The 25,318-nt window shown below is 40.4% G+C and carries 18 protein-coding genes, 1 tRNA gene and 1 other RNA gene; 15 read left to right on the top strand and 5 right to left on the bottom strand.

Going from position 1 to position 25,318, the window contains the following annotated elements; genetic code table 11:
• The first annotated feature begins 60 nt into the window (after nt 1-60).
• From dinG to L2737_RS12690, 6 genes are read left to right on the top strand one after another with little or no spacing between them, the layout of a single operon-like run.
• The gene (gene dinG, locus L2737_RS12665) at nt 61-2,136 is read left to right on the top strand and encodes an ATP-dependent DNA helicase DinG (RefSeq protein WP_248955946.1); all 2,076 of its coding nucleotides are present in this window, start codon (nt 61-63) and stop codon (nt 2,134-2,136) included.
• Between the two features lie 8 nt (nt 2,137-2,144).
• Nucleotides 2,145-2,918 carry a sulfite exporter TauE/SafE family protein gene (locus tag L2737_RS12670; protein ID WP_102528597.1) on the top strand — a complete coding sequence of 258 codons (774 nt, stop codon included), beginning with the start codon at nt 2,145-2,147 and terminating at the stop codon, nt 2,916-2,918.
• The gene (locus L2737_RS12675) at nt 2,915-3,580 is read left to right on the top strand and encodes a primosomal replication protein (RefSeq protein ID WP_102528598.1); all 666 of its coding nucleotides are present in this window, start codon (nt 2,915-2,917) and stop codon (nt 3,578-3,580) included. Before L2737_RS12670 ends, L2737_RS12675 begins: the two co-directional genes overlap by 4 nt.
• Before the next feature lie 9 nt (nt 3,581-3,589).
• A complete protein-coding gene (locus tag L2737_RS12680) occupies nt 3,590-4,297 on the top strand; it encodes a DUF2057 domain-containing protein (protein ID WP_248955947.1) in 708 nt (235 codons plus the stop codon).
• Nucleotides 4,298-4,330: 33 nt separating this feature from the next.
• Nucleotides 4,331-5,236, top strand: coding sequence for a histone deacetylase family protein (locus L2737_RS12685; protein WP_248955948.1), 906 nt, complete (start codon nt 4,331-4,333; stop codon nt 5,234-5,236).
• A 37-nt stretch (nt 5,237-5,273) separates the two neighbouring features.
• Nucleotides 5,274-5,606: a late competence development ComFB family protein gene (locus L2737_RS12690; RefSeq protein WP_102528601.1), complete on the top strand. Its 333-nt coding sequence runs from the start codon at nt 5,274-5,276 to the stop codon at nt 5,604-5,606.
• 151 nt (nt 5,607-5,757) lie between these two features.
• Here L2737_RS12690 and ffs read toward each other — a convergent pair.
• Nucleotides 5,758-5,854, bottom strand: an RNA gene (gene ffs, locus L2737_RS12695) — signal recognition particle sRNA small type.
• 696 nt (nt 5,855-6,550) lie between these two features.
• Between ffs and L2737_RS12700 the strand changes: the two genes are divergently transcribed.
• From L2737_RS12700 to panP, 9 genes are all read left to right on the top strand, one after another.
• A complete protein-coding gene (locus tag L2737_RS12700) occupies nt 6,551-8,683 on the top strand; it encodes an OmcA/MtrC family decaheme c-type cytochrome (protein WP_248955949.1) in 2,133 nt (710 codons plus the stop codon).
• 278 nt (nt 8,684-8,961) lie between these two features.
• Complete coding sequence (locus L2737_RS12705) at nt 8,962-10,938, top strand: OmcA/MtrC family decaheme c-type cytochrome (RefSeq protein WP_248955950.1); 1,977 nt, start codon at nt 8,962-8,964, stop codon at nt 10,936-10,938.
• 136 nt (nt 10,939-11,074) lie between these two features.
• Nucleotides 11,075-12,010, top strand: a complete 936-nt coding sequence (locus L2737_RS12710) for a DmsE family decaheme c-type cytochrome (RefSeq protein ID WP_371996804.1) — start codon at nt 11,075-11,077, stop codon at nt 12,008-12,010.
• Between the two features lie 12 nt (nt 12,011-12,022).
• The gene (locus L2737_RS12715) at nt 12,023-14,110 is read left to right on the top strand and encodes an MtrB/PioB family decaheme-associated outer membrane protein (RefSeq protein ID WP_248955951.1); all 2,088 of its coding nucleotides are present in this window, start codon (nt 12,023-12,025) and stop codon (nt 14,108-14,110) included.
• A gap of 182 nt (nt 14,111-14,292) precedes the next feature.
• Nucleotides 14,293-14,871, top strand: a complete 579-nt coding sequence (locus L2737_RS12720) for a hypothetical protein (protein WP_248955952.1) — start codon at nt 14,293-14,295, stop codon at nt 14,869-14,871.
• A gap of 25 nt (nt 14,872-14,896) precedes the next feature.
• Nucleotides 14,897-16,048 carry a sugar diacid recognition domain-containing protein gene (locus L2737_RS12725; RefSeq protein WP_248955953.1) on the top strand — a complete coding sequence of 384 codons (1,152 nt, stop codon included), beginning with the start codon at nt 14,897-14,899 and terminating at the stop codon, nt 16,046-16,048.
• Between the two features lie 213 nt (nt 16,049-16,261).
• Entirely contained in the window at nt 16,262-17,620 is a 1,359-nt protein-coding gene (locus L2737_RS12730; protein ID WP_102528607.1) for a GntP family permease, read from the top strand.
• A gap of 66 nt (nt 17,621-17,686) precedes the next feature.
• Complete coding sequence (locus L2737_RS12735) at nt 17,687-18,862, top strand: glycerate kinase (RefSeq protein ID WP_248955954.1); 1,176 nt, start codon at nt 17,687-17,689, stop codon at nt 18,860-18,862.
• A gap of 129 nt (nt 18,863-18,991) precedes the next feature.
• The gene (panP, locus tag L2737_RS12740) at nt 18,992-20,638 is read left to right on the top strand and encodes a pyridoxal-dependent aspartate 1-decarboxylase PanP (RefSeq protein WP_248955955.1); all 1,647 of its coding nucleotides are present in this window, start codon (nt 18,992-18,994) and stop codon (nt 20,636-20,638) included.
• Nucleotides 20,639-20,733: 95 nt separating this feature from the next.
• Here panP and secF read toward each other — a convergent pair whose 3' ends face one another.
• From secF to L2737_RS12760, 4 genes are all read right to left on the bottom strand, one after another.
• Nucleotides 20,734-21,666: a protein translocase subunit SecF gene (gene secF / locus L2737_RS12745; RefSeq protein WP_248956028.1), complete on the bottom strand. Its 933-nt coding sequence runs from the start codon at nt 21,664-21,666 to the stop codon at nt 20,734-20,736.
• A gap of 8 nt (nt 21,667-21,674) precedes the next feature.
• Entirely contained in the window at nt 21,675-23,465 is a 1,791-nt protein-coding gene (gene secD, locus L2737_RS12750) for a protein translocase subunit SecD (protein ID WP_248955956.1), read from the bottom strand.
• Between the two features lie 160 nt (nt 23,466-23,625).
• Nucleotides 23,626-24,186 carry a hypothetical protein gene (locus tag L2737_RS12755; RefSeq protein WP_248955957.1) on the bottom strand — a complete coding sequence of 187 codons (561 nt, stop codon included), beginning with the start codon at nt 24,184-24,186 and terminating at the stop codon, nt 23,626-23,628.
• A 941-nt stretch (nt 24,187-25,127) separates the two neighbouring features.
• Nucleotides 25,128-25,218, bottom strand: a tRNA-Ser gene (locus L2737_RS12760).
• Between the last annotated feature and the right edge of the window lie 100 nt (nt 25,219-25,318).

Below are 25,318 nucleotides of genomic sequence, written 5' to 3' on the forward strand. Positions count from 1 at the left end.
ATGTACAGCATATACCAGCAAATAAAGAATTAGTAAGTAAAGATTACTAATGGGCCATACATGTTAACGGATCATATTAAAACTCAGATCCGCACTATCTATAAAGATATTGCGACTGCGATGCCAAATTTTCGTTCTCGTAGAGAGCAAAACTACATGGTGGCTGAAATATCTAAAACATTAGCTGGTGATTATGATAAACATCGCAGGATCATGGTTTGTGAAGCTGGTACCGGTATTGGTAAATCTCTTTCTTATATCTTAGGTACTATTCCACTTGCATTAGCCAGCAAGAAAAAAGTATGTATTGCTACCGCAACGGTGGCCCTTCAAGAGCAATTATTGCACAAAGACCTGCCTTTTTTTTTACAGCAATCAGGTGTCGACTTTAAATTTGGTCTCGTAAAAGGCAGACAGCGCTACGTTTGCCTAGCAAAACTTGCAGCAATGATTGGTCCAGAAGACACATCACAATTAGCAATGTGGCAAACCAAACCTGACCAAAGTCAAATAGACTTACTAAAAGTACTGCATCAAGATTTTCAGGCAGGTAAATGGAATGGCGAAATTGATACTTTAGAGCAACCATTACCAGATTTCTTATGGCAACAAATTTGTTGTGACAAGCACAGCTGCCATCGTCAAATGTCCAGTCACCACAACTGTCCATTTCATAAAGCGCGCGAAGACGTCGAAACTTGGGACGTATTAATTGTAAACCACAGTCTACTATTTGCTGACTTAGAGCTTGGAGGCGGGGTGATTTTACCTGAGCCTGAAGATATGTTTTACGTTATTGATGAAGCCCATCACCTGCCAACCGTTGCCAGAGACTTTTCCAGTGCGCAAGCCACACTAAGAGGAGCCAGTGACTGGTTAGAAAAAGCCTCGAAAACTTGCTCAAAACTGCAAAATCAACTTAAAACGACTCATATCATTGCGCCAGTACAAGCCATGCTTGACCATATTGGCGATTTAGTGACTCAACTTAATCAAGTGGCGCATTTTTGCGATACGCAGCCTAAATTATTTGCTAACCCAGAAACCCGATTACGTTTTGAAAATGGCAAATTACCAGAGTCATTACTAATACAGGCCGAAAATTTAGCGACCACCTCAAATCTAGCCGTCAAACAGTTTAACAAAATTCAATCTGTGCTCAGTGAAGCCATTAAAGATGGTGAATTGCCTAAGCATCAATCTGAAGCCGTTCTCTCAGAAGCGGGGTTTATTCTGCAGCGACTTGAGAACTTAAGTAAGCTTTGGAAAATGTTAGCTAAAGAGGATTCGAAAAAAGGTGCTCCGATGGCACGTTGGGCAGAATTAATTACCGGAAAACAACAGGATTACTTATTCTGCGCCTCCCCTATTGAAGTTGGCTTTATGCTTGAGCACATGCTGTGGCAAAAAGCAGCGGGGGTCGTCTTATGTAGTGCAACGCTTCGAGCATTAAATAATTTCAATCATTTTGCTCATCAAGTAGGTCTATCCCTTGATGATGGCAGTCGCTTCTTAGCACTACTATCGCCATTTGATTACGAAAATAATGCCACTTTATTTATCCCACAGATGAATAACGAGCCAACAGAAGATGCCTATACTGATGAACTAGCAGAACAAATCATTGCACTAGTTGAAGATGAAATGGCGACATTGGTTTTATTTGCCTCATATTGGCAAATGGAAAAGGTCACAGATCAAGTCAGTGGCAAAATACCTAAAGAGCAACTTTTTGTTCAAGGAACCATGCCAAGACAACAAATATTGCAACAACACAAACAACGCTGCGATGAAGGTAAACCAAGCATAATTTTTGGTACTGGCAGTTTCTCAGAAGGGTTAGATTTACCGGGAGATTATTTAACTAACTTAATCGTGACTAAATTGCCGTTTGCGGTGCCAACCTCACCCGTTGAACAAGCACATGCTGAATACATAAAGAGTAAAGGTGGCAATCCATTCCTGCAGCTAACTATTCCAGATGCTTCACGCAAATTAATCCAGAGTTGTGGTAGATTACTCCGTAAAGAAGATGACTATGGTCGCGTAACCATTTTAGATAGACGTCTTATTACTAAGCGTTATGGCAAATCATTACTTGATGCCCTTCCGCCATTTCGTAAAGTTATAGAATAGGTAATTATTTGGAATTCTTGTTAGATCCAAGCCACTGGGTAATCTTGGCCGTTATTGGTCTTGTGGCCGGTTTTATTGATGCTGTAGTGGGTGGTGGTGGATTATTATCTATTCCTGCATTATTAACAATGGGAATACCGCCCCATTTAGCACTTGGTACCAATAAACTAGCAGCTTGCTTTGGTTCAATGACTGCTGGGTATACTTATTATAAGCAACAGCTTATTAACTTAAGATTTTGGCGAACCGCCTTTATCGCGACTTTTTTCGGTGCAATTTTAGGCAGTATTTTTGTATATCTTATAGATGCTGCTTGGCTCGAGAAAATCTTACCTTTAGTTATTATCAGTATCGCCATCTATACCTTATTTAGCCCCAAAGCAATGGGCGAGAATCTAAAAGCCGCTCCGATGACATCCCCATGCAAACAAAAACAAACTGCTCAAGGTGTACTATTAGGTGGATACGATGGCTTTGCCGGTCCTGGGATTGGTGCATTTTGGACGGTATCAAGCATAAGACTATACAAATTGCCACTACTAAATAGTTGTGCATTAGCGCGTGTAATGACTTCTGTTAGTAATGTCACTGCATTAGTCATCTTCGCTTTACTAGGAGAAGTCGACTGGGTTCTAGGGTTATGGATGGGGGTTTGCATGATGGCAGGCTCATTCATTGGCGCTAAATCGGCTATTAGATTCGGTATTCCCTTTGTAAAACCTCTGTTTATTATTACTGTTTTATCAATTGCAGCACATCTTGCTTGGACAGCCTGGTTATGAGAAATACCAACCAACTTATTTATCAATTAAAGCAGCAGCTCAGCTCGCTTGAACAAGATGCACTGCATCATGATCAACAATTGCCAGCCCAGCAAAAGAAAATGCTGCAAGATATTGAACGTTTTAACTCACAACTATTTATTCAACAAGGAGCACAACTTAGCCCTTGTATTCAGCAACTGAAAAAAGACATTCAACAATTAGAAAAGCAACTTTCTCTTAAACTCGATGTCAAAATAATCGAACTGAGTTGCCAACGTATTCAAGATCGCTTTACCGCATTGCGCCGCGCACTCGTTACAACCAATATCAATGTTAAGACTGCAGAGCAGAAACGTGCCAACAGTCGCGCAAGGTATGCTAAGAAACAACAGCAACAACATTCAGACAGTGGTTTTGGCTGGATAGCCAGTAATGTGATGAAGAATAGCCACCAGATATATCAAGAGTTAAATAAACATTTGAATTGGGCTACAACTTTTGAACAAAAAATTGCAGAAATGGAAACTAAGCTTGCAAACTGCCACAGTACTGACAAAATCATGATACAAAATGAAATACTTTCTCTACATCGTCGATTAGGGAAATGTCGTCAAGCAATCAGTTATATTGAAGAAAGAATTCAAATGTTTGAACGACCGCATCGAAATAACAATCGTTAAGGAGCAACAATGAAATTTACCCTTCCGCTCAGTGCAGCGTTATTAGCTTTAGCGACTTCAACGTCAGCTATGGCGGCTAACCTAACTATCCCAATGTCATTTGAATATCTTGCACTTGACGGTAAAGAAATCGATACCAACATGTTTACTCATAAGACTGACCTTGAACTTGATAACGGCAGCCATAAAATTGCTATTCGCTATCATGATATGGTTGATGATGATTTTAGTGACAGTCAAAGCTTTGTAAAGTCATCACCTTTTATTGTTGCTATCAATGTTGATGGTGATCATGAGTATCAACTTAAGCCAATTGACGGTGAATTTGTTAAAAAGCCAAAGTCATTTGCTAAAGACCCGCAAATCGTTATTTCTCGTAAAGACAACGGTGCTGTTGATTACAAAGTGACGCAAACTGATTATGAAGAGAGTACTTTTATCAGTAATTTGTTTAGCGGTAATAAAGGTGAAGATATTGATACGCTAGCAGCTTCTGCGACTGACAGTAATACGAAAACGCTACCTGTTGCTGCAGTAGCAACAAGCGCAACAGTTACAGCAACTGCCCCTGCGGCTTCAAAACCTGCAGTAAAAGTTGCAACTCCAGCTGCAGGCGAGACAGCAACACACCCAGAACAAATGCTTCAATATTGGTGGTTACAAGCAGATGAAGAAACAAGAAAAGAATTCATGAGCTGGGCAATCAAGCAATTGTAAATTGATTATCAAAATAAGCGTGTAAATTTCACATTGAGTATTCCACTTGTTTATCACGCCAGCTATTCTAAGCTGGCGTTACCTTCTACCCACCGATTTCCAACAAGTAAATATCAGTTGCTGCAGCAATACCTGCTGAACAATCAAATAGCTAAACCCTCCGATTTTCATTCACCGGAAATGATTCAAGTTGAAGTACTCAAGCAAGTGCATCAAGACAAGTATGTTGATGATTTCATCGACAACAAACTTGACCTTAAAGTCATGCGCCGAATCGGATTCCCTTGGAGTGAAGCACTATTAAATAGAACCTTACACGCCGTTAGTGGTACAAGCTTATGTGCAAATTTAGCCATCGAACATGGCGTTTCTTTACATCTCAGCGGTGGATACCATCATGCCCACTATGATTTTGGCAGTGGATTTTGCATATTCAATGACTTAATAGTCGCTGCCAATGGCATGATTTCTAATGGTAAAGCGACTAAAGTGCTTATTATTGATTGTGATGTTCATCAAGGAGATGGCACCGCAACCCTATCATCACAATTCGACAATATTATCAGTTGCTCTTTTCATTGCTTAAAAAACTTTCCTTCAAGAAAACCTCATTCAGACCATGACATAGAATTTGATAAAGGAATTGATGACCGCCACTTTCTTCATTCACTCGAACAAGTGGTTCCTTACCTCATCAATATTCACCAGCCAGACCTAATTTTATATGATGCTGGGGTCGATATTCATAGAGATGACGATTTAGGCTATCTCAACATTTCGACAGCAGGTATTTTAGCGCGTGATAAGTTTATATTTAAAACCGCTAAACAAGCTAATATCCCTATTGCAGCAGTCATAGGCGGTGGTTACAGCCGAAATGAAGCCGAATTAACTCATCGTCATAGTCAACTTTTTATTGCAGCCAATTCAATCTGGTAGCAAACTGATATAAAAATTCATTCTCTTGGAGTAAAACATGCAAGTTGATATTCGTAATTACTATGAAGTGCTATTAATGGAAATATTAAGAGATGAAGGTTTATTAGAAGAACTGCCAGAAGAGTATTTAGCAGATCTATGTTGCGTAACCTTAAACCAGCTTCCAGTGCGTTACATCAGGCATTTAGTCGATACGTATTTTTTCGAAGATTACAACGAACTGCAAAGCATGAAAAATGAAATACAACTCGCATTAGAGAAATCTCGTGAATTTTTGAAAGCCAACTTAAAAAGACGTATTGCGGAAGAAGAAGCTGAAGCAAAGGCAAAACTTGAATCGATACCGAGAATTGAAAGTACTGAAAATTAAAAGTACTGAAAATTAAAAGTACTGAAAATTGAAAGTACTAAAATCAAACAGATCTAAACTGAGAAAATTGAATACAAAAGTTTTCTCTATAAAATATGTATGAGTAAGACATTAAGAATTTTGATGGTAAAACAAGAAGAATTTGGAGGTTCCCCTAGAGCCACACCCCGGCACACGAGTCACTTGCTGCGGTTGCTCCCTTCCAGGCCTGGCCGAGTTCACAAGTTATCATTGCGGGGGGACCCTAAGGTCACCATAGATTTCACATAAAACCTGTTTTATGTGAACGGCAGGATTATCCCCCACACCTGTGACATGATCAAGTTAAATCGCCATACTTTCATCATCTTTATGTTTGTTTGAACAATGATTACTCAATTGAATGCTTTTTCGTACATTGCCAAAATCAATAAAGCCATTCATAAGTCACTTTTCTCTGCTTTAGATTAATTAGAACAACCTTTAATTTAATCAAAAGCCACCAAAGCCGATCTAGATCACACTTCCTAACAAAAGTGAGATTTTAACGCTAAAAACCACATAAAAAGTCATTCAAATACAAACAAAAGTCACACAATTCACTTATTATTAGTAATGGTAATTTTAGCAGTAAGTAATGTATTGGATGGTACGTTAGTTAATGATTCTATTAATTAAGTTTACTCTAATTAAATAATCCATATAGTTTAGTGAAAAACACTACAGCAACGCTCAAGCAACAATTGCGACGCAAGCGCTTTTCACATTTTACAATTTCAACATTTTAACTTTCAAATTGTAGAATTAAGTAATACCTCTTTCGGAATAGTAAGATCTAAATCACAGTGATTTTAGCCCTAACTAAATAAAATAAAAGAGCTTTACATAGACTTGGATATTATCCATACACTTGATTTTATGATGAAGAATCAAGTTTAAAACAAAATCTCTTGCAGGGAACAATGATGAAAAAATTCAATTTTAATACTACTGCTAAAGCGGTATTTAGTGCTGGGCTTTTAGCCTTCGCGCTAACCGGCTGTGGCAGCGACGGAACTGACGGCGAAGATGGCGAAGATGGCACCGTTGGTAAGCCAATCGGCTCTGTAACCACTCTAACGAGCACGATTACCACTGCTAGTGTTGATGAAAGCCAATTTCTAACTGTTGATTTTAAGCTTGCTGACGCCAATGGCGTAGCTGTAACTGGTTTAACTCAAGCAGATATCGCCACTATTTCTTTTGGCCGCGTCGGTTCTGCTAATGAACCAGGTGAAGACGAAATCGTTAATCCAAGTATTGATAGACAAATCTGGTTAAGCTATTTCAATAAAGATAAAGGCGACGGTTATTTTACTGGATCAAATTACTTTGATGGCAGTAAAAGTGAGTGTGAGGATTGTTTCGTTGATAATAATGATGGCAGTTACTCAATCACAATCGACCAAGCAATTGATACTTTAGAAAAGTATGAATACATGGCTGACGCTACCAATGGCGTTTACATGTCAATCAAGACATCCAACAACAATGCTCAAACTATCGTAGACAATAGTTTTTTCTACTGGGTACCAGCTACTGATGTTGAAGTTGAAAAGCCACTTCAAATTTTAGCAAATTCTGACTGTCAAACTTGTCATAGAGCAGATCAAGCAGGCGAACTCTCTATGCATGGCAGTAAACACGTAACGGAAGAAGCTTGTTCTTTCTGTCATACAGATTATAACAGTTATAGTAAGCAAGACACTGATGCAGATGGAACCCCAATTGGTGATGCTTACGAATATGATGGTTCGATTAAAGGTATGGTTCATAGTATTCATACTACGGCTAACTTCTCAGATGACGGTGTATACCCACAAATGACGTCAAACTGTTTGACTTGTCATAATCCGAATGAAGATTTTAACCTAACTGATAGCTGGAAAGCTGATATTGATACCACTGCATGTTGGAGCTGTCACAGCCCTAGCCCTGCTGCTGAAGCGGCTGGTGTTCCAAAATCACATAGGCAAGGAAATAATTGTCTAGATTGTCATACAAGTGAAGGCAGTGGTCGCAGTACAGAAGAAGCTCATTATGATTTGAACAGTAACTTCTTAGCAACTGCGCTAAAAGTTGAGTTTTCATCGATGACAGTTGCTGATGATGAATCAGAAATTAAAGTTAATTTCACCGTTAAAAATGGTGATGAATTAGTAGCAATAAATCAAATTGATCCACGCCCTTACCAATACGGTGGCTTTAATAGTGCAATCGTTATCAATGGTGTACTGACTGATGACTTCTTGGTTAATTACCAAAAAGTAGGTTATGACACATTTGCTGAAGAAGCTGATGGCTCAATTACAGCGACTATTAGTGCTGCTGACTTTGAAATCGCGACATTAATAGATGCTGGATCTACTATTGTACTAAGCAGCCAATTACATGTTTGTTCTGGCAAAGGTGTGGTTGAATATTGTGATGCTGATGATTTAGATGCGGGTGACCAAGATGCTCCATACGTAACGTCTGATACTTACTACTTCAATTTAGATGGTAGTTCAGTGGTTGAATCTCCACGTATGCAGCATGCTGAAATGGCTGATTGTCAACAATGTCATACAACGCAAATTACGCATCGTTATACCAATGATATTGATGGTTGTGCATCATGTCATAATGGAACACGTGCAACATCAGGTGGCGAAGCATCTAACTTAGCAACTAAAGTTCATGATAAACATTATGTCTATGACTCAAGTGGATCTTTATTCTTTAAGAAAACTGAGTGTCAAGCTTGTCACGGCGATGATGGTTTCTCTATCCAAGGCATTGCTACTGATGCAGCTCCCGTAGCATTTGGTAAAGATGATGTTGGCCTGTTAGTTGTGTCTCCTCAATCAGCAGCTTGTTTAAGTTGTCACGTACCTCCTTACGGATTAAGTGAATCAACAATTAGCCACATTGAAACTAATGGCGGTGTAGTTGGAACAATCGATAGTCTAGGTGTACCAGAGGCGGATTATGACGCATTAAATGTGATAGAGACTTGCTCTACTTGTCACAACGATAGTCAGATCCTTGAAGCACACTCCGACTGGGGTGGACAATAAAGGTTAGCTAGCAATACAAAGAGTCGCCACCGTGCGGCTCTTTTTTGCTTTAAGCCAATAAAAACAAGGTTTACTTGAGAAAATGTATACCTCTTTAGAAATAGACTGATCTGCTTCACAGTATCAGTCTAGGTTTAAAGATTTTTCTCTGATTGTGGATTAACCTTGTATTTGATGAATTTAAAACCCAAAAAGCTAAATTGACTCAAGAGACTACGTATCTCGGCAATACAAATAGCCAAGTCAAATTTATGCAATGTCTTATTACGCAGGGACAAATGATGAACAAGAAAAATTCTAAAATAGCACTGATGCTTGTAGCAAGTGCAGTCAGCGTAGCCTTAACAGGCTGTGGCAGTGACGGTGATGATGGTAAAGATGGTAACCCTGGTCTTCCAGGCGGTACTCCAGCTGAAGCAATTGAGCAGCTTAACCTAGAAGTCCTTTCTGTTACTTATGAAAATGACAACCCTACCATTAAAGTTTACGCAACTAATGAAGATGATGAGCCTGTTGTTGGTCTTTCTTCGTTTGAAGTTAAAAAAGTCGCTCAGCTGATTCCTGCTGGAGCTACAGGTGCAGGTAATAGTGCAGAATGGCAATCAATAGGTTCTCAAAGTTCTTTTACCGATAATAAAAATGGTAGCTACAACTTTACCATTGAAACTGAAGGTTACAATGCAGAACTAACCCAGCGTTATAACTTGATTGCTAAAGCTGGCACACTTTTAGATGGCGTTACAGAAGTCCCTCATACAGAGCTTTCTCAAGACTTTAGTGGTGAAGGTTATGATGCGCTTTACACTAAAAATATTGTATCTCACGAAGTATGTACCAAATGTCATGCTGAAGGTGAACCAATTACCACTCGACATAGCAGTTACTATACTCAAGAAACCTGTGCAACTTGTCACTCGACGAACTTAAGTACTGAAAGTCAGTGGAAACACCTTATTCACAATATTCATAATAGTAATAAGTCATTTACAGATAAAAATGACAAAGAATATACAGGTGTTGAAGCAGAAGCTCTGATTCAAAATAACTGTCAATCTTGTCACGTTGAGTCAGAAGAACTAACTGAATGGGGCAACTGGACTCGTATTCCAACAATGGAAACCTGTACAAGTTGTCACACTGGCATCGATTTCGTCGCTGGTGAAGGTCACTCACAACAGTCAGATAACTCAAACTGTATTGCATGTCATAACGCGAGCTGGACTGAAGAAATCCACACAGGTGGTTTCGAACAGAAGAAAGCATTTATCGACATGTATGGTTTAACTTCTACCTTGATGGTTAACTCAGACAAAACAGCCACTATCTCAGTGACGATTACTGATGCTGCTGGCAGCGCTGTTGATGCATCAACATTAGTAAGCAAGATTCAACGTATTGAAACGATCACTAACGTTGGTCCTAACTTCCCAATAATGGGTTACAACGCAAGCCCAGGAAATGGACAAGCAAAAGTTGCTTACGATTTAGTACGTAATGGCGAACTTGGCGAAAACGTTTCTGTTGAAGCTGGTGCACTACAGTACACCTTACCGGTTCTTCCATTTGGAGAATACTCACCTGCTGGCATCCAAGACACAGATACCGCCTTTACCTTCATTGGTTTAGAAATGTGTAACGATGGCACTGCTGCAGTTGATTGTGGCGATGATATCGCAACTACAAGTATGAAAGCTGACTTAGTATTCGGTACGCTTTCAGGTGAAGCAGCTAGTATGCGTCACACTGATTCAGTTGCATTCAATACGTGTGAAAACTGTCACGGCGAAACATTTGAGATACACAAAGGCTACCATGCAGGCTTTATCATGACTGAGCAATTAGGTCGTGAAAATGCAGATGGTGAAGTGATTGTCGGTGTTGATGGTTGTGTGACTTGTCATACTCCAGACGGTACTTACGCTTCAGGTGGAAACCAAGGTGCACTTGAAATGAAACTTCACAGTGTTCATGGTGAGCAAGATATCATCAGTGATTGTACCCAGTGTCATAATGACTTCAATCTTGATGCGTTCAAACTGAAAGGTGCATTAGCGACTTCAGCTGGTGAATACACCACTCCAATCACTGCTACTTGTGCTTCTTGTCATGGTTTTGACGAAATTAAAGCGCATGCTGAAGGCCAAGGTGGCGTTGTGAACGGTACTTACGAAGATGCCAACGCATCTGCTCAAGTCGAGTTCTGTATGGGTTGTCATAAACCTACCATTTTCGATCACACCGCGGTGAACATGTAATTTACTGTTAAGGGAGGAGCTTGCTTCTCCCTTTCATTACATAAATCACATCTACATCATGGATAGATTGGGAAGCCATACTATGAAAATCAAAATGAAACTAAATTCTATAATCCCGACATTTGTAGCAGTTGTTATGCTATCTCTTGGGATGTCGCACTCGGCTTATGCGTCGAAGTGGGATGCTAAAATGACCCCTGACGAAGTTGAAGCTGTTCTAGATAAGAAATTTGAAGAAGGCAGCTACTCTCCTAAAGGTGCCGACTCTTGTCTGATGTGTCACAGACGTTCTGAAAAAGTCATGGATATCTTTAAAGGTGTTCACGGCGCTATTGAATCGTCAAAGAGTCCAATGGCAGGCCTTCAATGTGAAGCATGTCACGGCCCAATGGGTAAACATAACCGTGGTGGTAACGAACCAGTTATCGCTTTTGGCCCTGATTCTACCCTAGCGCCAGAGAAACAAAACAGTGTTTGTATGGGGTGTCACTTAGACGATGACCGCATGTCTTGGAATACTAGCCATCACGATAATGCCGATGTTGCTTGTGCTTCTTGTCACAGTGTCCATACCGCTAACGACCCTATTCTGTCTAAAAAGACAGAGATGGAAGTGTGTACTAGCTGTCATACAAAACAAAAAACAGACATGAATAAGCGCTCAAGTCATCCAATGCAATGGAATCAAATGACTTGTAGTGATTGTCATAATCCACATGGAAGCATGGCTGATTCAGACTTGGTTAAACCAAGTGTGAACGAGACTTGTTATACATGTCACGCTGAAAAACGTGGACCTAAACTTTGGGAGCACGCACCAGTAACTGAAAACTGTGTAACGTGTCATAACCCACATGGTTCAGTGAATGAAGGAATGCTTAAGACTCGTGCTCCACAACTATGTCAGCAATGTCATGCCAGTGATGGTCATGCAAGCAATGCTTACTTAGGGAACACAGGAATGGGTTCTAATGTTGGTGATAATGCCTTTACTGGTGGACGCAGTTGCTTAAATTGTCATAGCCAAGTACATGGTTCTAACCACCCTTCTGGCAAATTACTTCAGCGTTAAGGATGTACGACTATGAAATTTAAACTGAATATAATCACCTTAGCGTTAGTTGCCAATGCAGGATTTGCAATGGCAGCAGATGGTTACGGTGTAGGCAGTGCCAATACTGACAAAGTCAAATTCGACAAGTGGGTTTGTAAAGGTTGTGCAGTAGAAACTGGCGTAACAGGTAGTGTTGGCGTGGGTGTTGGTTACAACAGCGAAGATGACATTCATTCAGCTAACGCATTTGGCAGCGACAATGAGTTTGCACCTAAGCTAGATGCTGATGTGAATTACATTGGCGAGTCTGGTTACCGTGCAAAAGTTGAAGCGACTGACTTAGGTCTTGATAACGGTCGTTTAGACGTGAATGTCGGTAAGCTTGGTCAGTACAACCTGAACCTAAACTACCGCTCTATTGCAACGTACGACTCAAATAGTGTTGTATCACCGTACAGTGGTATTGGAGGCTCAGACTTAACTTTACCCGATAACTGGCAAACAGCGGGTTCAACTGACGGTATGACTGAGTTATACAGCAGCCTTAATCCATTTGAGCTTTCGCTTAAACGTGAACGTGCAGGTTTGGGTTTTGAATACCAAACAGAATCAATGTTCACTACTTACGTGAATTATCAGCGTGAAGAAAAAACTGGTATTAAGACAGCATCAGGTAGCTTCTTCAATCAGTCAATGATGATTGCTGAACCAGTTGATTACACCACTGATACCATTAATGCTGGTATTAAGTTTAGCGGTAAAAATTGGTTTACGAGCTTAAATTACGATGGCTCTATCTTTAAAAATGATAATGCCCAATTAAGTTACGATAATGCCTTTAACCCGACATTTGGTGCACAAACCCGTGGTTATATGGCACTTGATCCAGACAATGAGTCACATATTGTGTCTCTGCTTGGTCAATATACTGAAAACGGCACAGCAGTCAGTGGCCGTTTGATGTTTGGACAGATGAGTCAAGATCAAGACGTTGTCACTTCAGGTTATGGTTACAGTGTGCCAACAGAATCTGTTGATGCAAAAGTTGACCTAACTGGCATGACGTTAAAAGCCGTGTCCCGAATCAATCGCAGTGTCCGTGTATCTGGTAGTTACGACTACTCAGATCGCGAAAACAACACCAATATTGAAGAGTGGACTCAAATCAGCATCAACGATGTAAACGGTCAAGTGGCATACAACACCCCTTATGATCAAACAACACATCGCGCTAAGTTAGCAGCTGATTACCGCATTAGCCGCGGAATGAAGCTTGATGGTGGTGTCGATTACAAACGTGATGAACGTAGTTACTCAGAGCGTGAAGTGACCGAAGAAAGCACCCTTTGGGCTCGTTACCGCGTCAACAGTTTTGAAAACTGGGATATGTGGGTAAAAGGGAGTTACGGTAACCGTGACGGTTCTGATTACCAAGCATCTGAGTGGACATCATCTGAAAATAACGACCTATTACGTAAATATTACCTAGCAGATCGTGATCGCAGCATGGTAGAAGCGCGCGTAAGCCATACCCCTATTGAAGCATTAACTGTTGATTTAGGCGTGCGCTATGCACTAGATGACTATACTGATACTGAAATTGGCTTAACTGAGTCAAAAGACACCAGTTACGATATCAATGTAAACTACATGTTCAATAAAGATGTCATGTTGAATGCGTTCTATAACCACCAGGTTATTGAATCACAACAATCAGGTAGCAGCACTTTCTCAGGTCCAACTTGGCAAGCTGATATCGAAGACACTATTGATGTAGTAGGCGCTAACTTAAGTTATAACAACTTAATGGATAGCCGCTTACGTTTAGGTTTAGATTACACCTATTCAGAATCTGACAGTAACACTCAAGTTCGCCAAGGCGTTACGGGTGATTACGGTGATTACTTTGCCAAAGTACATAATGTTAATTTATATGGTCAATACCAAGCCACTGAAAAAATGGCTGTACGTTTAGATTATAAAATTGAAAAGTACTTAGACAATGATGCAGCAAATGATATCGCACCTGATAATATTTGGAATGTCATGACCTTTGGCAGCAATAGCCATGATTATACTGCTCACATGATAATGCTAAGCGTTAACTACAAGTTATAAGCAACGCATTAATTGATTAAAAGCCTGCATTTTTGCAGGCTTTTTTGTTGTAAAACACTTTCTATTTGTGCCCTCTTTCGCAAATACCAACAAATAACTCGATATTGCTAAATTAACAAAAGCTATTCTAAGCGATGTCTATTAAAATTTACTTTTAAGTGACTTAGTAGACTCAAGATATCATGCAAAAAAAACACCTTATTCTATCAGGCTTAGCAGGTTCTTTATTGGCTATGCCAGCGTATGCTTCAACCACATCAATGGCAAATGACAGTATTCTCATTTTGATTGCCTTAATGGCTTTCTCATTTATTAATGCCATCCTACAAGCCTGTTGTTACTTCTCTGGTCAATATGTGCAATCTTCATTTAGTCAAAAACATGTCACAGTTTCGTTATTGTTTCCACTTGCTGCCCTTATAGGCTTTGTAAGCCAGTACGAATCATTTGCACAATTTGTACTGTATTTGGGCGCGGTTGTGCTGTCTATTGGTACTGCACTTATCCCTATGCCATTAACGAATAAGAAGTCCCCATCGCGTCTCTCGACGTTAATTTTACTGACTGGGGCCATTGTCATATTACCCTTGAGCATTATCGTCGCACCTATCAGCATTTTTTCTATTGCTTTGTGTCATATTGGGCTTAAACAAACTGACATACCGCCTTTCGCTAAGTTCGCGACTGTATTGACTTTATTAACCAGTTACGGTTTATTGTTTTACTGGCTTTATCAATTAATAACTCAGGTAATGAGTTAATTTTGCAACTTCTCTGAGTGGACATATGTATGTAATTGACAGTGCAATCGCCAACAGGATTGTAGACAGAACAATGAAAATTATTGGGCATAATATCAATGTGATGAATGCCCAAGGCGTTATTTTAGGTTCTGGCTCTAATGAGCGAATAGGCTCAATACATGAAGGTGCATTACTGGCAATTAGTCAAAACCGAAATGTTGAAATTAATCAAGATATTGCCCCAAGCTTACACGGGGTAAAGTCAGGGCTGAATTTACCTCTGCACTATCAAGGTCAGATAGTGGGTGTCATTGGCATTACAGGTCAGCCTTGTGAATTAGCCCAATATGGCGAGTTATTAAAAATGACCGCTGAAATGATTGTTGAACAAGCTAACTTGCAAGATCAATTACAATGGCAAAATAGACAGAAAGAAGAGTTCATTCTTCAACTGATCCGAGATGAAGATAAAGATGTCGATCAATTAACTCATTGGGGACATCAGTTAGGCATAGATATTACCGTTGAGCGTGTTGTCGCCATTATTGAAATAGAATCGGTCAAGCAGCAACAAGTTCACAATAATCAAGCGTTGAAACAAATCGTCCACTTACTGCAGCACCCAGATCGTAATAACCTGATTGCGATGACATCACTTAATCAGCTGGTCATTCTAAAACCCGCATACCTTAATGGTAAACAATGGGATCCGGAACTTGAGAGCCATCGAATAGATAAGCTGTTAAAGCGTATTCCTGCCAATATGGAATTAAACCTCAATATTTCACTTGGTCACTTTTTTATCGGTATTGAAGGCATTGCAAAATCGTATCGTACCGCGAAAGAGACCTTGGCTATTGGTAAAAGCTTAAACCCTGAATCCAGTAAGTATTTATATGAAGACTATGCCCTTCAAGTGATATTTACCGGCTTAAAACAACATTGGCGCGGTGATGCCTTGTCTGCCCCTTATTTAAAATTAGTTGAAGCAGACAAAAATGGTGTACTTCAAAAAACACTATCTGTTTATATTCAGCATATTGGCGATCATAAACAGTGTGCAGAAGTGCTGTTTATTCATCGCAATACGCTCCGCTATCGATTAGATAAAATTCAGCAAATCACCGGAACAAATTTGCAAGAATTCCATCACTTACTTAATTTGTACCTTGGTCAAATCATGCATCAAGCTTAATGGCAGCAAAGTTAACACGTTAGCTTATTTCGTCAGTAAAACAGTCCAGTCCTTTTATTAACCATCTACATGTCAAAAATATGTGCATACGCACATATTTAAATCTTTATATCCATAAAAATCTGTTCAATTGAACAAAGCATATATTGTGCAACTTTTTAATAATACGCATACAAAAACAACTATCTTTATACCCTGACCAGAGACGTTATCATGAGCATGATCTTGATATTAATTGGCGTAATTGCATTTATCGTTATTGCGACTTCAAAATTTAAGCTACACCCCTTTTTGACATTAATTTTGGCTTCTTTTTTAGCCGCATTTGCCTATGGCTTACCTAGTGCCGACATTGCCAAAACCATTACCAGTGGCTTTGGCGGTATTTTAGGTTACATAGGGCTTGTTATTGTACTCGGTACCATCATAGGCACGATTTTGGAAAAAAGCGGTGCCGCTATCACCATGGCCGATGTAGTCATTAAAGTGCTGGGTAAACGTTTCCCAACGCTCACCATGTCGATAATCGGTTACATCGTCTCTATTCCTGTATTTTGTGATTCAGGTTTTGTCATTTTGAACTCGTTAAAACAGTCAATGGCAAATCGAATGAAAGTTTCAAGTGTTTCCATGAGTGTTGCTCTTGCAACGGGTTTATACGCAACCCATACTTTTGTGCCACCCACACCTGGTCCTATTGCTGCGGCCGGTAACCTAGGCCTTGAAAATCAATTAGGCTTAGTCATTGCTATTGGTGTATTTATCGCTGCAATAGCCGCGCTTGCTGGCACATTATGGGCAAATCGTTTTGCCAATGAGCAACCTGATGGTGAAGGCGCTGAAGAACTCAATAATAAAGTTGAAGATTATGAGACCTTAAAGCAAAGCTACGGTGCACTACCTAGCCCAACAAAAGCTTTCGCACCAATCTTTGTACCAATATTGTTGATTTGCTTAGGCTCTATAGCCAACTTCCCTTCTGCGCCACTGGGTAAAGAAGTCATATTTGATACCTTGATGTTTTTAGGTCAGCCAGTTAATGCCTTAATGATTGGTCTGTTACTCGCCATTCCTTTGTTGAAAAGCGCTGACAAAATTAAAGAGTTCAGCGAACGTATTAGCCAAGGCTTAATTGTTGCCGCGCCTATTTTATTAATCACTGGTGCAGGCGGCGCATTCGGTGCTGTTCTCAAAGCTACTGAAATCGGTACTTTCCTTGGAAGTAGCTTGTCGGCATTAGGTGTCGGGATATTTATGCCGTTCATTGTGGCTGCAGCATTAAAATCAGCACAAGGTTCGTCAACGGTTGCATTAGTGGCTACATCAGCTTTAGTCGCGCCACTGCTGGGTGATATTGGTCTTGCAAGTGATATGGGACGTGTATTAACCGTTATGGCCATTGGCGCGGGTGCTATGACCGTATCACACGCTAATGACAGCTTCTTCTGGGTGGTTACCCAGTTTAGTCGCATGAGCGTTAAACAAGCATATCGTGCGCAAACCATGGCAACACTGGTTCAAGGTGTTACAGCCATGACACTGGTTTACCTTTTAAGCTTAGTTTTGCTTTAACCCGCTATTGTTATCCATTGTAGCCACCCTTAAGTAGGTGGCTCTTTTAAACCCAAGAGAGATAATATGAAAATAGTCATTGCCCCTGATTCGTTTAAAGAAAGTCTGAGTGCATTAGGTGTTGCTAATGCTATTGAAGAAGGTTTTAAGCGTGTGTTTCCTGATGCTGAATATTGCAAAGTACCCATGGCCGATGGCGGTGAAGGTACTGTACAAGCCATGGTAGATGCCACTGGCGGCAAAATGCAAAAGCTTCAAGTCACAGGGCCTGATGGACAACCAGTTAACGCACATTATGGCATTTTGGGTTCAAGCAATAATGACTCAGGCACTAGCACTGGCTCTGGCACAGCTGTTATTGAAATGGCTGAAGCATCCGGTTTACATCACATTGAAAGAGATAGAAGAAACCCTATGCTGACCACCAGCTTTGGAACTGGGGAACTTATTCGTGATGCACTAGATAAAGGCATAAATCACATAATTCTAGGCTTGGGGGGGAGTGCGACAAACGATGGCGGCGCGGGAATGGCGCAAGCTTTAGGCTTTAAACTGCTTACAGCAAACGGGAGTGTTATTGGCCATGGCGCTGCAGGACTCAGCCAGCTAGCTGAGATTGATAGTTCATCTGCACACCCACTCATTGCTGATTGCAAAATCGAAGTGGCTTGTGATGTAGATAACCCTTTATGTGGTCCTAATGGTGCCTCTGCAATATTTGGCCCGCAAAAAGGCGCAACAGCAGAAATGGTCACTGAGCTTGATAATATTCTCAGCCACTTTGCCAATGTTATTAATCGCACCCTACCTGAAAATTCCGATAACGACATTGCACTTTTCCCTGGTGCTGGCGCTGCTGGCGGCATGGGCTTTGGCGTTATGGCATTGCTTAATGCACAACTTCAGCCGGGAGTTGAAATTGTCATAGAAACAGTGAAATTAGCCGACATAATGCAAGGCGCCAATATTGTCATCACTGGTGAAGGCCGTATGGATAGTCAAACCTTGAGTGGAAAAACCCCCATGGGCGTAATGCAACAAGCTTTAAAACAGGATATCCCAGTGATTGGCATTGCGGGTTGTTTAGGTTCTGGAGCAGAAAAAATACTGCAACAAGGAATGACAGCAATTTTTCCTATTATTCCCTCGTTAGTTCCGCTCGATGATATTTTAAGCAATGCACACGAAAACCTGGTTCAAACAGCTCAAAATGTCGCCGCTACACTTAAACTATCAATATAAAAACGCTCGTTTAACTCAAAAACTTGCTGAGCAATAATCCATGAAGTAAAGTTAGCCCTCATAATTGCCAAGAAACCACTTTCATTTTAGTGGTACTTGGCTGAAAAATAAAAATGATGGCACGAAGACATGACCGCAAAAAATTACCGACAAGCCCAAGCATCTGAAGCAAGCCTTCTACGTATATTTACCATTCCAGAAGATGCGGAATCAACACTAAGTATCATTGAGCAAAAGCTTTCTGAAGACTTAGCGGGCTTTTTAGGTAAAAGTATTGCCGCGCTTGAAAAGCCATTGTCATTAATCGAAAAAGATTTTCGAGCCTACCAAATTCCTGATTCACCGAGATTTGTTTCAGACTATACCGATGAAATAATGAAGAATTTAGTGGCCCATTCGGTACACACTTCAGCACCGAGCTTTATCGGTCATATGACATCTGCTCTGCCGTATTTTGTATTGCCACTGTCTAAAATGATGGTTGGGTTAAATCAAAACCTCGTTAAAATTGAAACCTCTAAAGCTTTCACCCCACTTGAGCGCCAAGTGCTGGGGATGATGCATCATTTGATTTTTGATCAGGCTGACAGTTTTTACAACCAATGGATGCATAGCGCTAATTACTCCCTTGGCGCATTTTGCTCCGGCGGCACCGTGGCAAATATCACCGCTTTATGGATTGCTAGAAATCAATTATTAAAAGCAGACGGCACCTTCAAAGGAGTTAATCGTGAAGGGCTCCCACGTGCATTAAAGCATTATGGCTATGATGATTTAGCCATATTAGTGTCTGAACGAGGTCATTACTCAATAGGAAAAACTGCTGACTTATTGGGGATTGGCCGCGACAACATTGTCAGTATCCCAACCAATGCCAACAACAAAGTTGATGTTGAACAAATGCGCCAAACGGCTGCGAAACTCGCCAAAGAAAACATCAAAGTGATGGCGATTGTCGGCGTTGCTGGCACAACAGAAACAGGCAATATTGACCCATTATCTGAACTAGCCCAATTAGCATCAGAATTACAATGTCACTTCCATGTTGATGCAGCTTGGGGCGGCGCAAGTTTATTATCAGATAAATACCGTTACTTGCTTAAAGGCATTGAACTGGCTGACTCAGTGACCATTGATGCCCATAAACAAATGTATGTACCGATGGGCGCTGGAATGGTGTTGTTTAAAGACCCTGAGCTTGCCCATGCCATAGCACACCATGCTGAATATATACTCCGCGTTGGTTCTAAAGATTTAGGGAGCCAAACATTAGAAGGCTCTAGACCAGGCATGGCAATGTTAGTACATGCTTGTTTACAGATCATCGGTAGTGAAGGTTATGAGATTCTGATTAATAACAGCCTTGAAAAAGCGCGCTACTTTGCACAAGAAATTAACCAGCACCAAGAATTCGAATTAATAACCGAACCAGAGCTGTGCATTTTGACCTATCGCTATGTACCACAAGCTGTGCAATCCTTTATGGAACAAGCTTTACGTAATAATGATATTGCGAGTGTTAAACTGTGCAATAAATTGCTCGATGGTTTAACTCAGTTCATTCAAAAACATCAACGTGAACAAGGAAAGTCTTTCGTTTCACGTACGCGTATAAAGCCCGCGAAATATCAGCGACAAGCAACGACGGTATTTAGAGTGGTATTAGCTAATCCGCTAACCACTGATGAAATATTAAATGACGTACTGCAGGAACAAACTGAAATAGCGAAGCTTGATAGCCATTATTTACCGCAATTACTCGCAATGACTGAATAAGCTTCAATTTAATTGACCAATAAAAAACCAGCCTTGTGGCTGGTTTTTTATTGCTGCAAAGCCTTATTGACACAAACTTAACTGATGCAATTTCATTAAGAATACGTTTCTTCAATATCGATAGGCTGAGGAATGTAATCGGCAGCTTTTAGACCAAACAGTTGCGGTAAAGTCACCCCTAGCGCAATGGATGAACAAGTTCCGCATATGATGCCAACGAATAACGCGATTGAGAAACCTTGTAAACTAGCACCTGCCAATAACCACAAACTTGACACTGTCACTAATGTCGTACCTGAAGTGACTAACGTGCGCGAAAAGGTCGCTTTAACCGCCTCGTTAATAATCTCATTGGTGTCACCTTTTGGTCTCATCCGCATGATTTCTCTGACTCGATCAGCAATGATGATTGAGTCATTGAGTGAATAACCTAATACTGCTAATAACGCTGCTAAAACCGTTAAATTAAATTCTAGCTGTAAGACTGCAAATACCCCTAGAACGATAATGATATCCGTCATCAAAGCAAGTAAAGCACCAGATGCTAAACGCCAATCAAAACGCATACTTAAGTACACCATGATCATCACTAAACAAACCAGTACTGCAAGCCCGCCTTGTTCTACCATTTCATTACCGACTTGCGGCCCTACAATACTGTGACTGATAAGTGTTACCTGCTCGCTAATCTGAGCAAGTGCATCCGTTATTCCGACATCACCAGCCAATTCATCACTATAACGCAGTATCCATTGACCTTCTTCTGACGCCTTAATCACTTGCACGTCTTGGGCTAAAACATTATCCACATGCTGATTTAATTCAGTAAGTTCTATGCTTGAGTCAAGTGTGACCTCAGTTACCACGCCACCGGTGAAATCTAAGCCCCAGTTAAAACCTTTAATTCCAATCATCAAGATTGAAACCAATAAAGCACATACTGAAAATCCAGTTAATAAAAACCTAAGGCGAGTTAATCCACTTTGCGAAGGATTATTATCAAATTGGCCTTTGAAAAAACGTGTCATTATATTGTTCATATTTTTACCATACGACGCTTATCACGTCCCCATACTAAATTGATGATGGCTCTTGAAAGAAAAATGCCGGTAAACATGCTGGTTAACAGTCCAAGCCCTAGTGTTAAAGCAAAGCCTTGAATGGGCCCATTACCAATGGAATAAAGCGCAATTGCGACGATCATGGTTGTCAGGTTAGCATCGAAAATAGATGAAAATGCACTATCAAACCCACTATTAATTGACTGCGCAAAACTATTACCGAGTTTCATTTTGTCTCTTATTCGCTCGAATATAAGCACGTTAGTATCAACGGCCATACCAACAGTAAGTACTAACCCAGCGATGCCAGGCATAGTCAGTACAGCACCTGGGATTAACGCTATAAGACCCACTAGCATCACAAGGTTGATACACAAGGCTGAATTGGCAACCCAACCTAAGCGTCGATACCAAAAGGCAATAAATGTCAGTGTTAAACCGAGCCCCAATGCCAACGCAGCAAAACCATTTTTAACGTTATCAGCACCAAGACTTGGGCCAATGGTCCGTTCTTCAACGATGGTGACTGGTGCGGTCAATGAACCCGCGCTCAATAGCATGGCTAACTCTTGAGACTCAGCAAGGCTACCACTGCCTGTTATCCTAAAACGATTCCCTAATTGCGATGTAATCGTCGCAACACTAATAACGGAGCTTTGTTCTACACTTGCGCCATCTCTACCTTGCGTAAATTCGTTATAAACCGTTGCCATAGGATTACCGACATTATCGCGAGAAAACTGTGATATCTTGCGGCCGCCCGCTGAGTCGAGAGTCAGGTTAACCTCAGGCATTCCCATTTCACCAAGGCTAGCTCTGGCATCAATAATGTGCTCGCCGCCGAGAATAGCCCTTCTATTAAGCGATATAGCTTGACCATTTTCATCATCCACTGACATCGCCATTGGTGAACGTGGCTCAACAAGTTCATGAAATGAGAGTGATGCTGTTGCGCCAATTACGTTTTTAGCTGTCGCGGGATCTTGTACGCCAGGCAGTTCAATTCTGATCCTTGACTGCCCCTGCCTTTGAACAGAAGCCTCAGTAATGCCCAAGTGTTCTATTCGGCTCCGCATAATTTGCAAGTTCTGTTGTACCGTCGTGGCTCTCAATGCATCCCGCGCTTCTTCTGTTTGAGTCATCACGAGCACATTGCCATTCACCGAGCGTTGCCACTGGGGGAACTCTTCCCTTGCTGCAGCTACACCAGCTTGTAAGTCACCACTATTACGAAAGTTAAGTTGTACCTTTCCATCGATATGCCTACCCTGTGAACCTCTGACCAATTGACGAAATTCATCAATCACCATTTGCCTATGGGCTTGATAGACAGGTTCCATATCTACATCTAACAAAAATTGCACTCCACCTCGTAAATCTAAGCCCAATTTAATCGGGTCAAAACCAAGCTCAGTTAACCAATTAGGCGCATCTGATTCCATGGCCAAAGCCACGAGAACATCGTCAGCTAAATAAGATTCAATCGTTGACTTAGCAGCAGCTTGTTGACTGGCATCGTTAAGCACAACGGTAACTTTATCTTCAGTTTGAGAAACAAGGCTTGTCGAAATACCTGCTATATCAAGCTGTTTAACTAACTGTTTTATTTCCACCTGATGATCGCGATCATTGATATGCAGCGCAGCATTTTCGCCAAATATTGACGGCAATGCGCTGAGAAACATCACAGCAATAGTAAAAAGCAGGACAATGTATTTCCAACTCGCATAGCGATTAATTGGACTTTGTGGTGTTTTTTTATTCACGTTTATATTCTCTGTTAAGAATTAACCGTGCACTTGATAGCTTTCAATTCCAGTGCTAACACCTTGGCTAGATAGAATAGCCAAGATTTAGGCACAGATACAAGCACACTAAAATACGCCGAATACTCGGCAATAATATATTTGTTAAAACGACAGAGATTTAGCTGTAGCGGAGGTGATGATGACTGTAGAGACTATTACCGTCCTTCCAGCCTGACAGGCGAGAAACAGTACTAGAAAGCTTGCTTGTCCAATGATAAGTAAACTTGGGTTTATCTATAGGTGTGATAAAGCGATTAAAAATCACTGGTTCAAAAAAAGCAATTTGAAGAAAATAATTAGGCTTAACGCCTGTTCCAGCGCGGTTATCGCTACTGACAACTCGTCTAACATCATTAAAGAAGTCAACACTAGCTAATTGGCTAATAAGGGGTTGCTCTTTCTCTGGTGTTAAATTTTTATGCCTTAAATCCGTGCTAACAAGCATAGAGATGAAGTCTTGGCCATCAGATAAACTCGTTTGTAGGTATGACAGAGAAGATACTGAATGACTCACGCGTAAACTATTAGCGGGAGCTCCACTCCCCTCTTGCACACAAACGGCTATTTCAGTTGAGGAAATGTTTCTTTGGTCATCATTTAGCTGCACTTGACCAACCGCTGAGAAAGTACTCAACGATAGTAGCAACAATAAAATGATTTTCAGACGCTGAAACAACAAGGTATGTCCCTAAACTTTAAATATGAAAAGGAATTATATGTTGAAATAGATTAATGCTCATAGTGTTAAATTATTTGTTTCACACTCGTTAACAGCTAAACCTGATATAAGCATTAAAAATCATAATCTTAGTAAAACATTAATAATAATTTAGAACAGCCAAAGACTTGAAAGTAAATAAACCATTACTTTGCAGTAATGAGTTCTTCTATATATAGCGGAGAGTTAGAGACTTGAGTCCTACATTGATGCCTACAAACCAATACTTTACTATTTTTGAATTTCTAGATAGTAAAAAGCCCGCAGTTTTTCAGTAGCGAACTTTTCTAAAGATGGCCGAGAGATAGCATATTTTTGAAAGAGTAACCCTACATAGATACGCTACAAACCTGTGATGTTTTATTTTCTAAATTTAAAAAAGCAAAAAGCCCGCTATAAAATAGCGGGCTTCTTTAAATATGGCGGAGAGATAGCATATTTTTGAAAGAGGAACCCTACATAGATGCGCTACAAACCTGTGATGTTTTATTTTCTAATTTTAAAAAAGCAAAAAGCCCACTATAGAATAGCGGGCTTCTTTAAATATGGCGGAGAGATAGCATAATTTTGAAAGAGGAACCCTACATAGATGCGCTACAAACCTGTGATGTTTTATTTTCTAAATTTAAAAAAGCAAAAAGCCCGCTATAAAATAACGGGCTTCTTTAAATATGGCGGAGAGATAGGGATTTGAAGCCTACATTGATGAGCTACAAACCTATGTTTAATTATAATTATACAAGAATGAAAAAAGGCTCATCATTTCTGATGAGCCTTTCGTCTTGAATATGGCGGAGATACGGATTTAAACCCTACATAGATGCGCTACAAACCTGTGATGTTTATTTTCTAAATTCTAGATAGCAAAAAGCCCGCTAAAAAATAGCGGGCTTCTTTTAATATGGCGGAGAGATAGGGATTTGAACCCTAGATGGGCTACAAACCCATGCCGGTTTTCAAGACCGGTGCATTCGACCACTCTGCCATCTCTCCGAACGCCGAGAATAATATAAGTATCAGGCTCACTTGTAAACAGGATTTTTTAAAAACTTATTCAAATGGTCATCAAATAGACTTTTCCGTTATTATTTAA

Source organism: Shewanella electrodiphila (assembly GCF_023283985.1).
Lineage (GTDB): Bacteria > Pseudomonadota > Gammaproteobacteria > Enterobacterales > Shewanellaceae > Shewanella > Shewanella electrodiphila.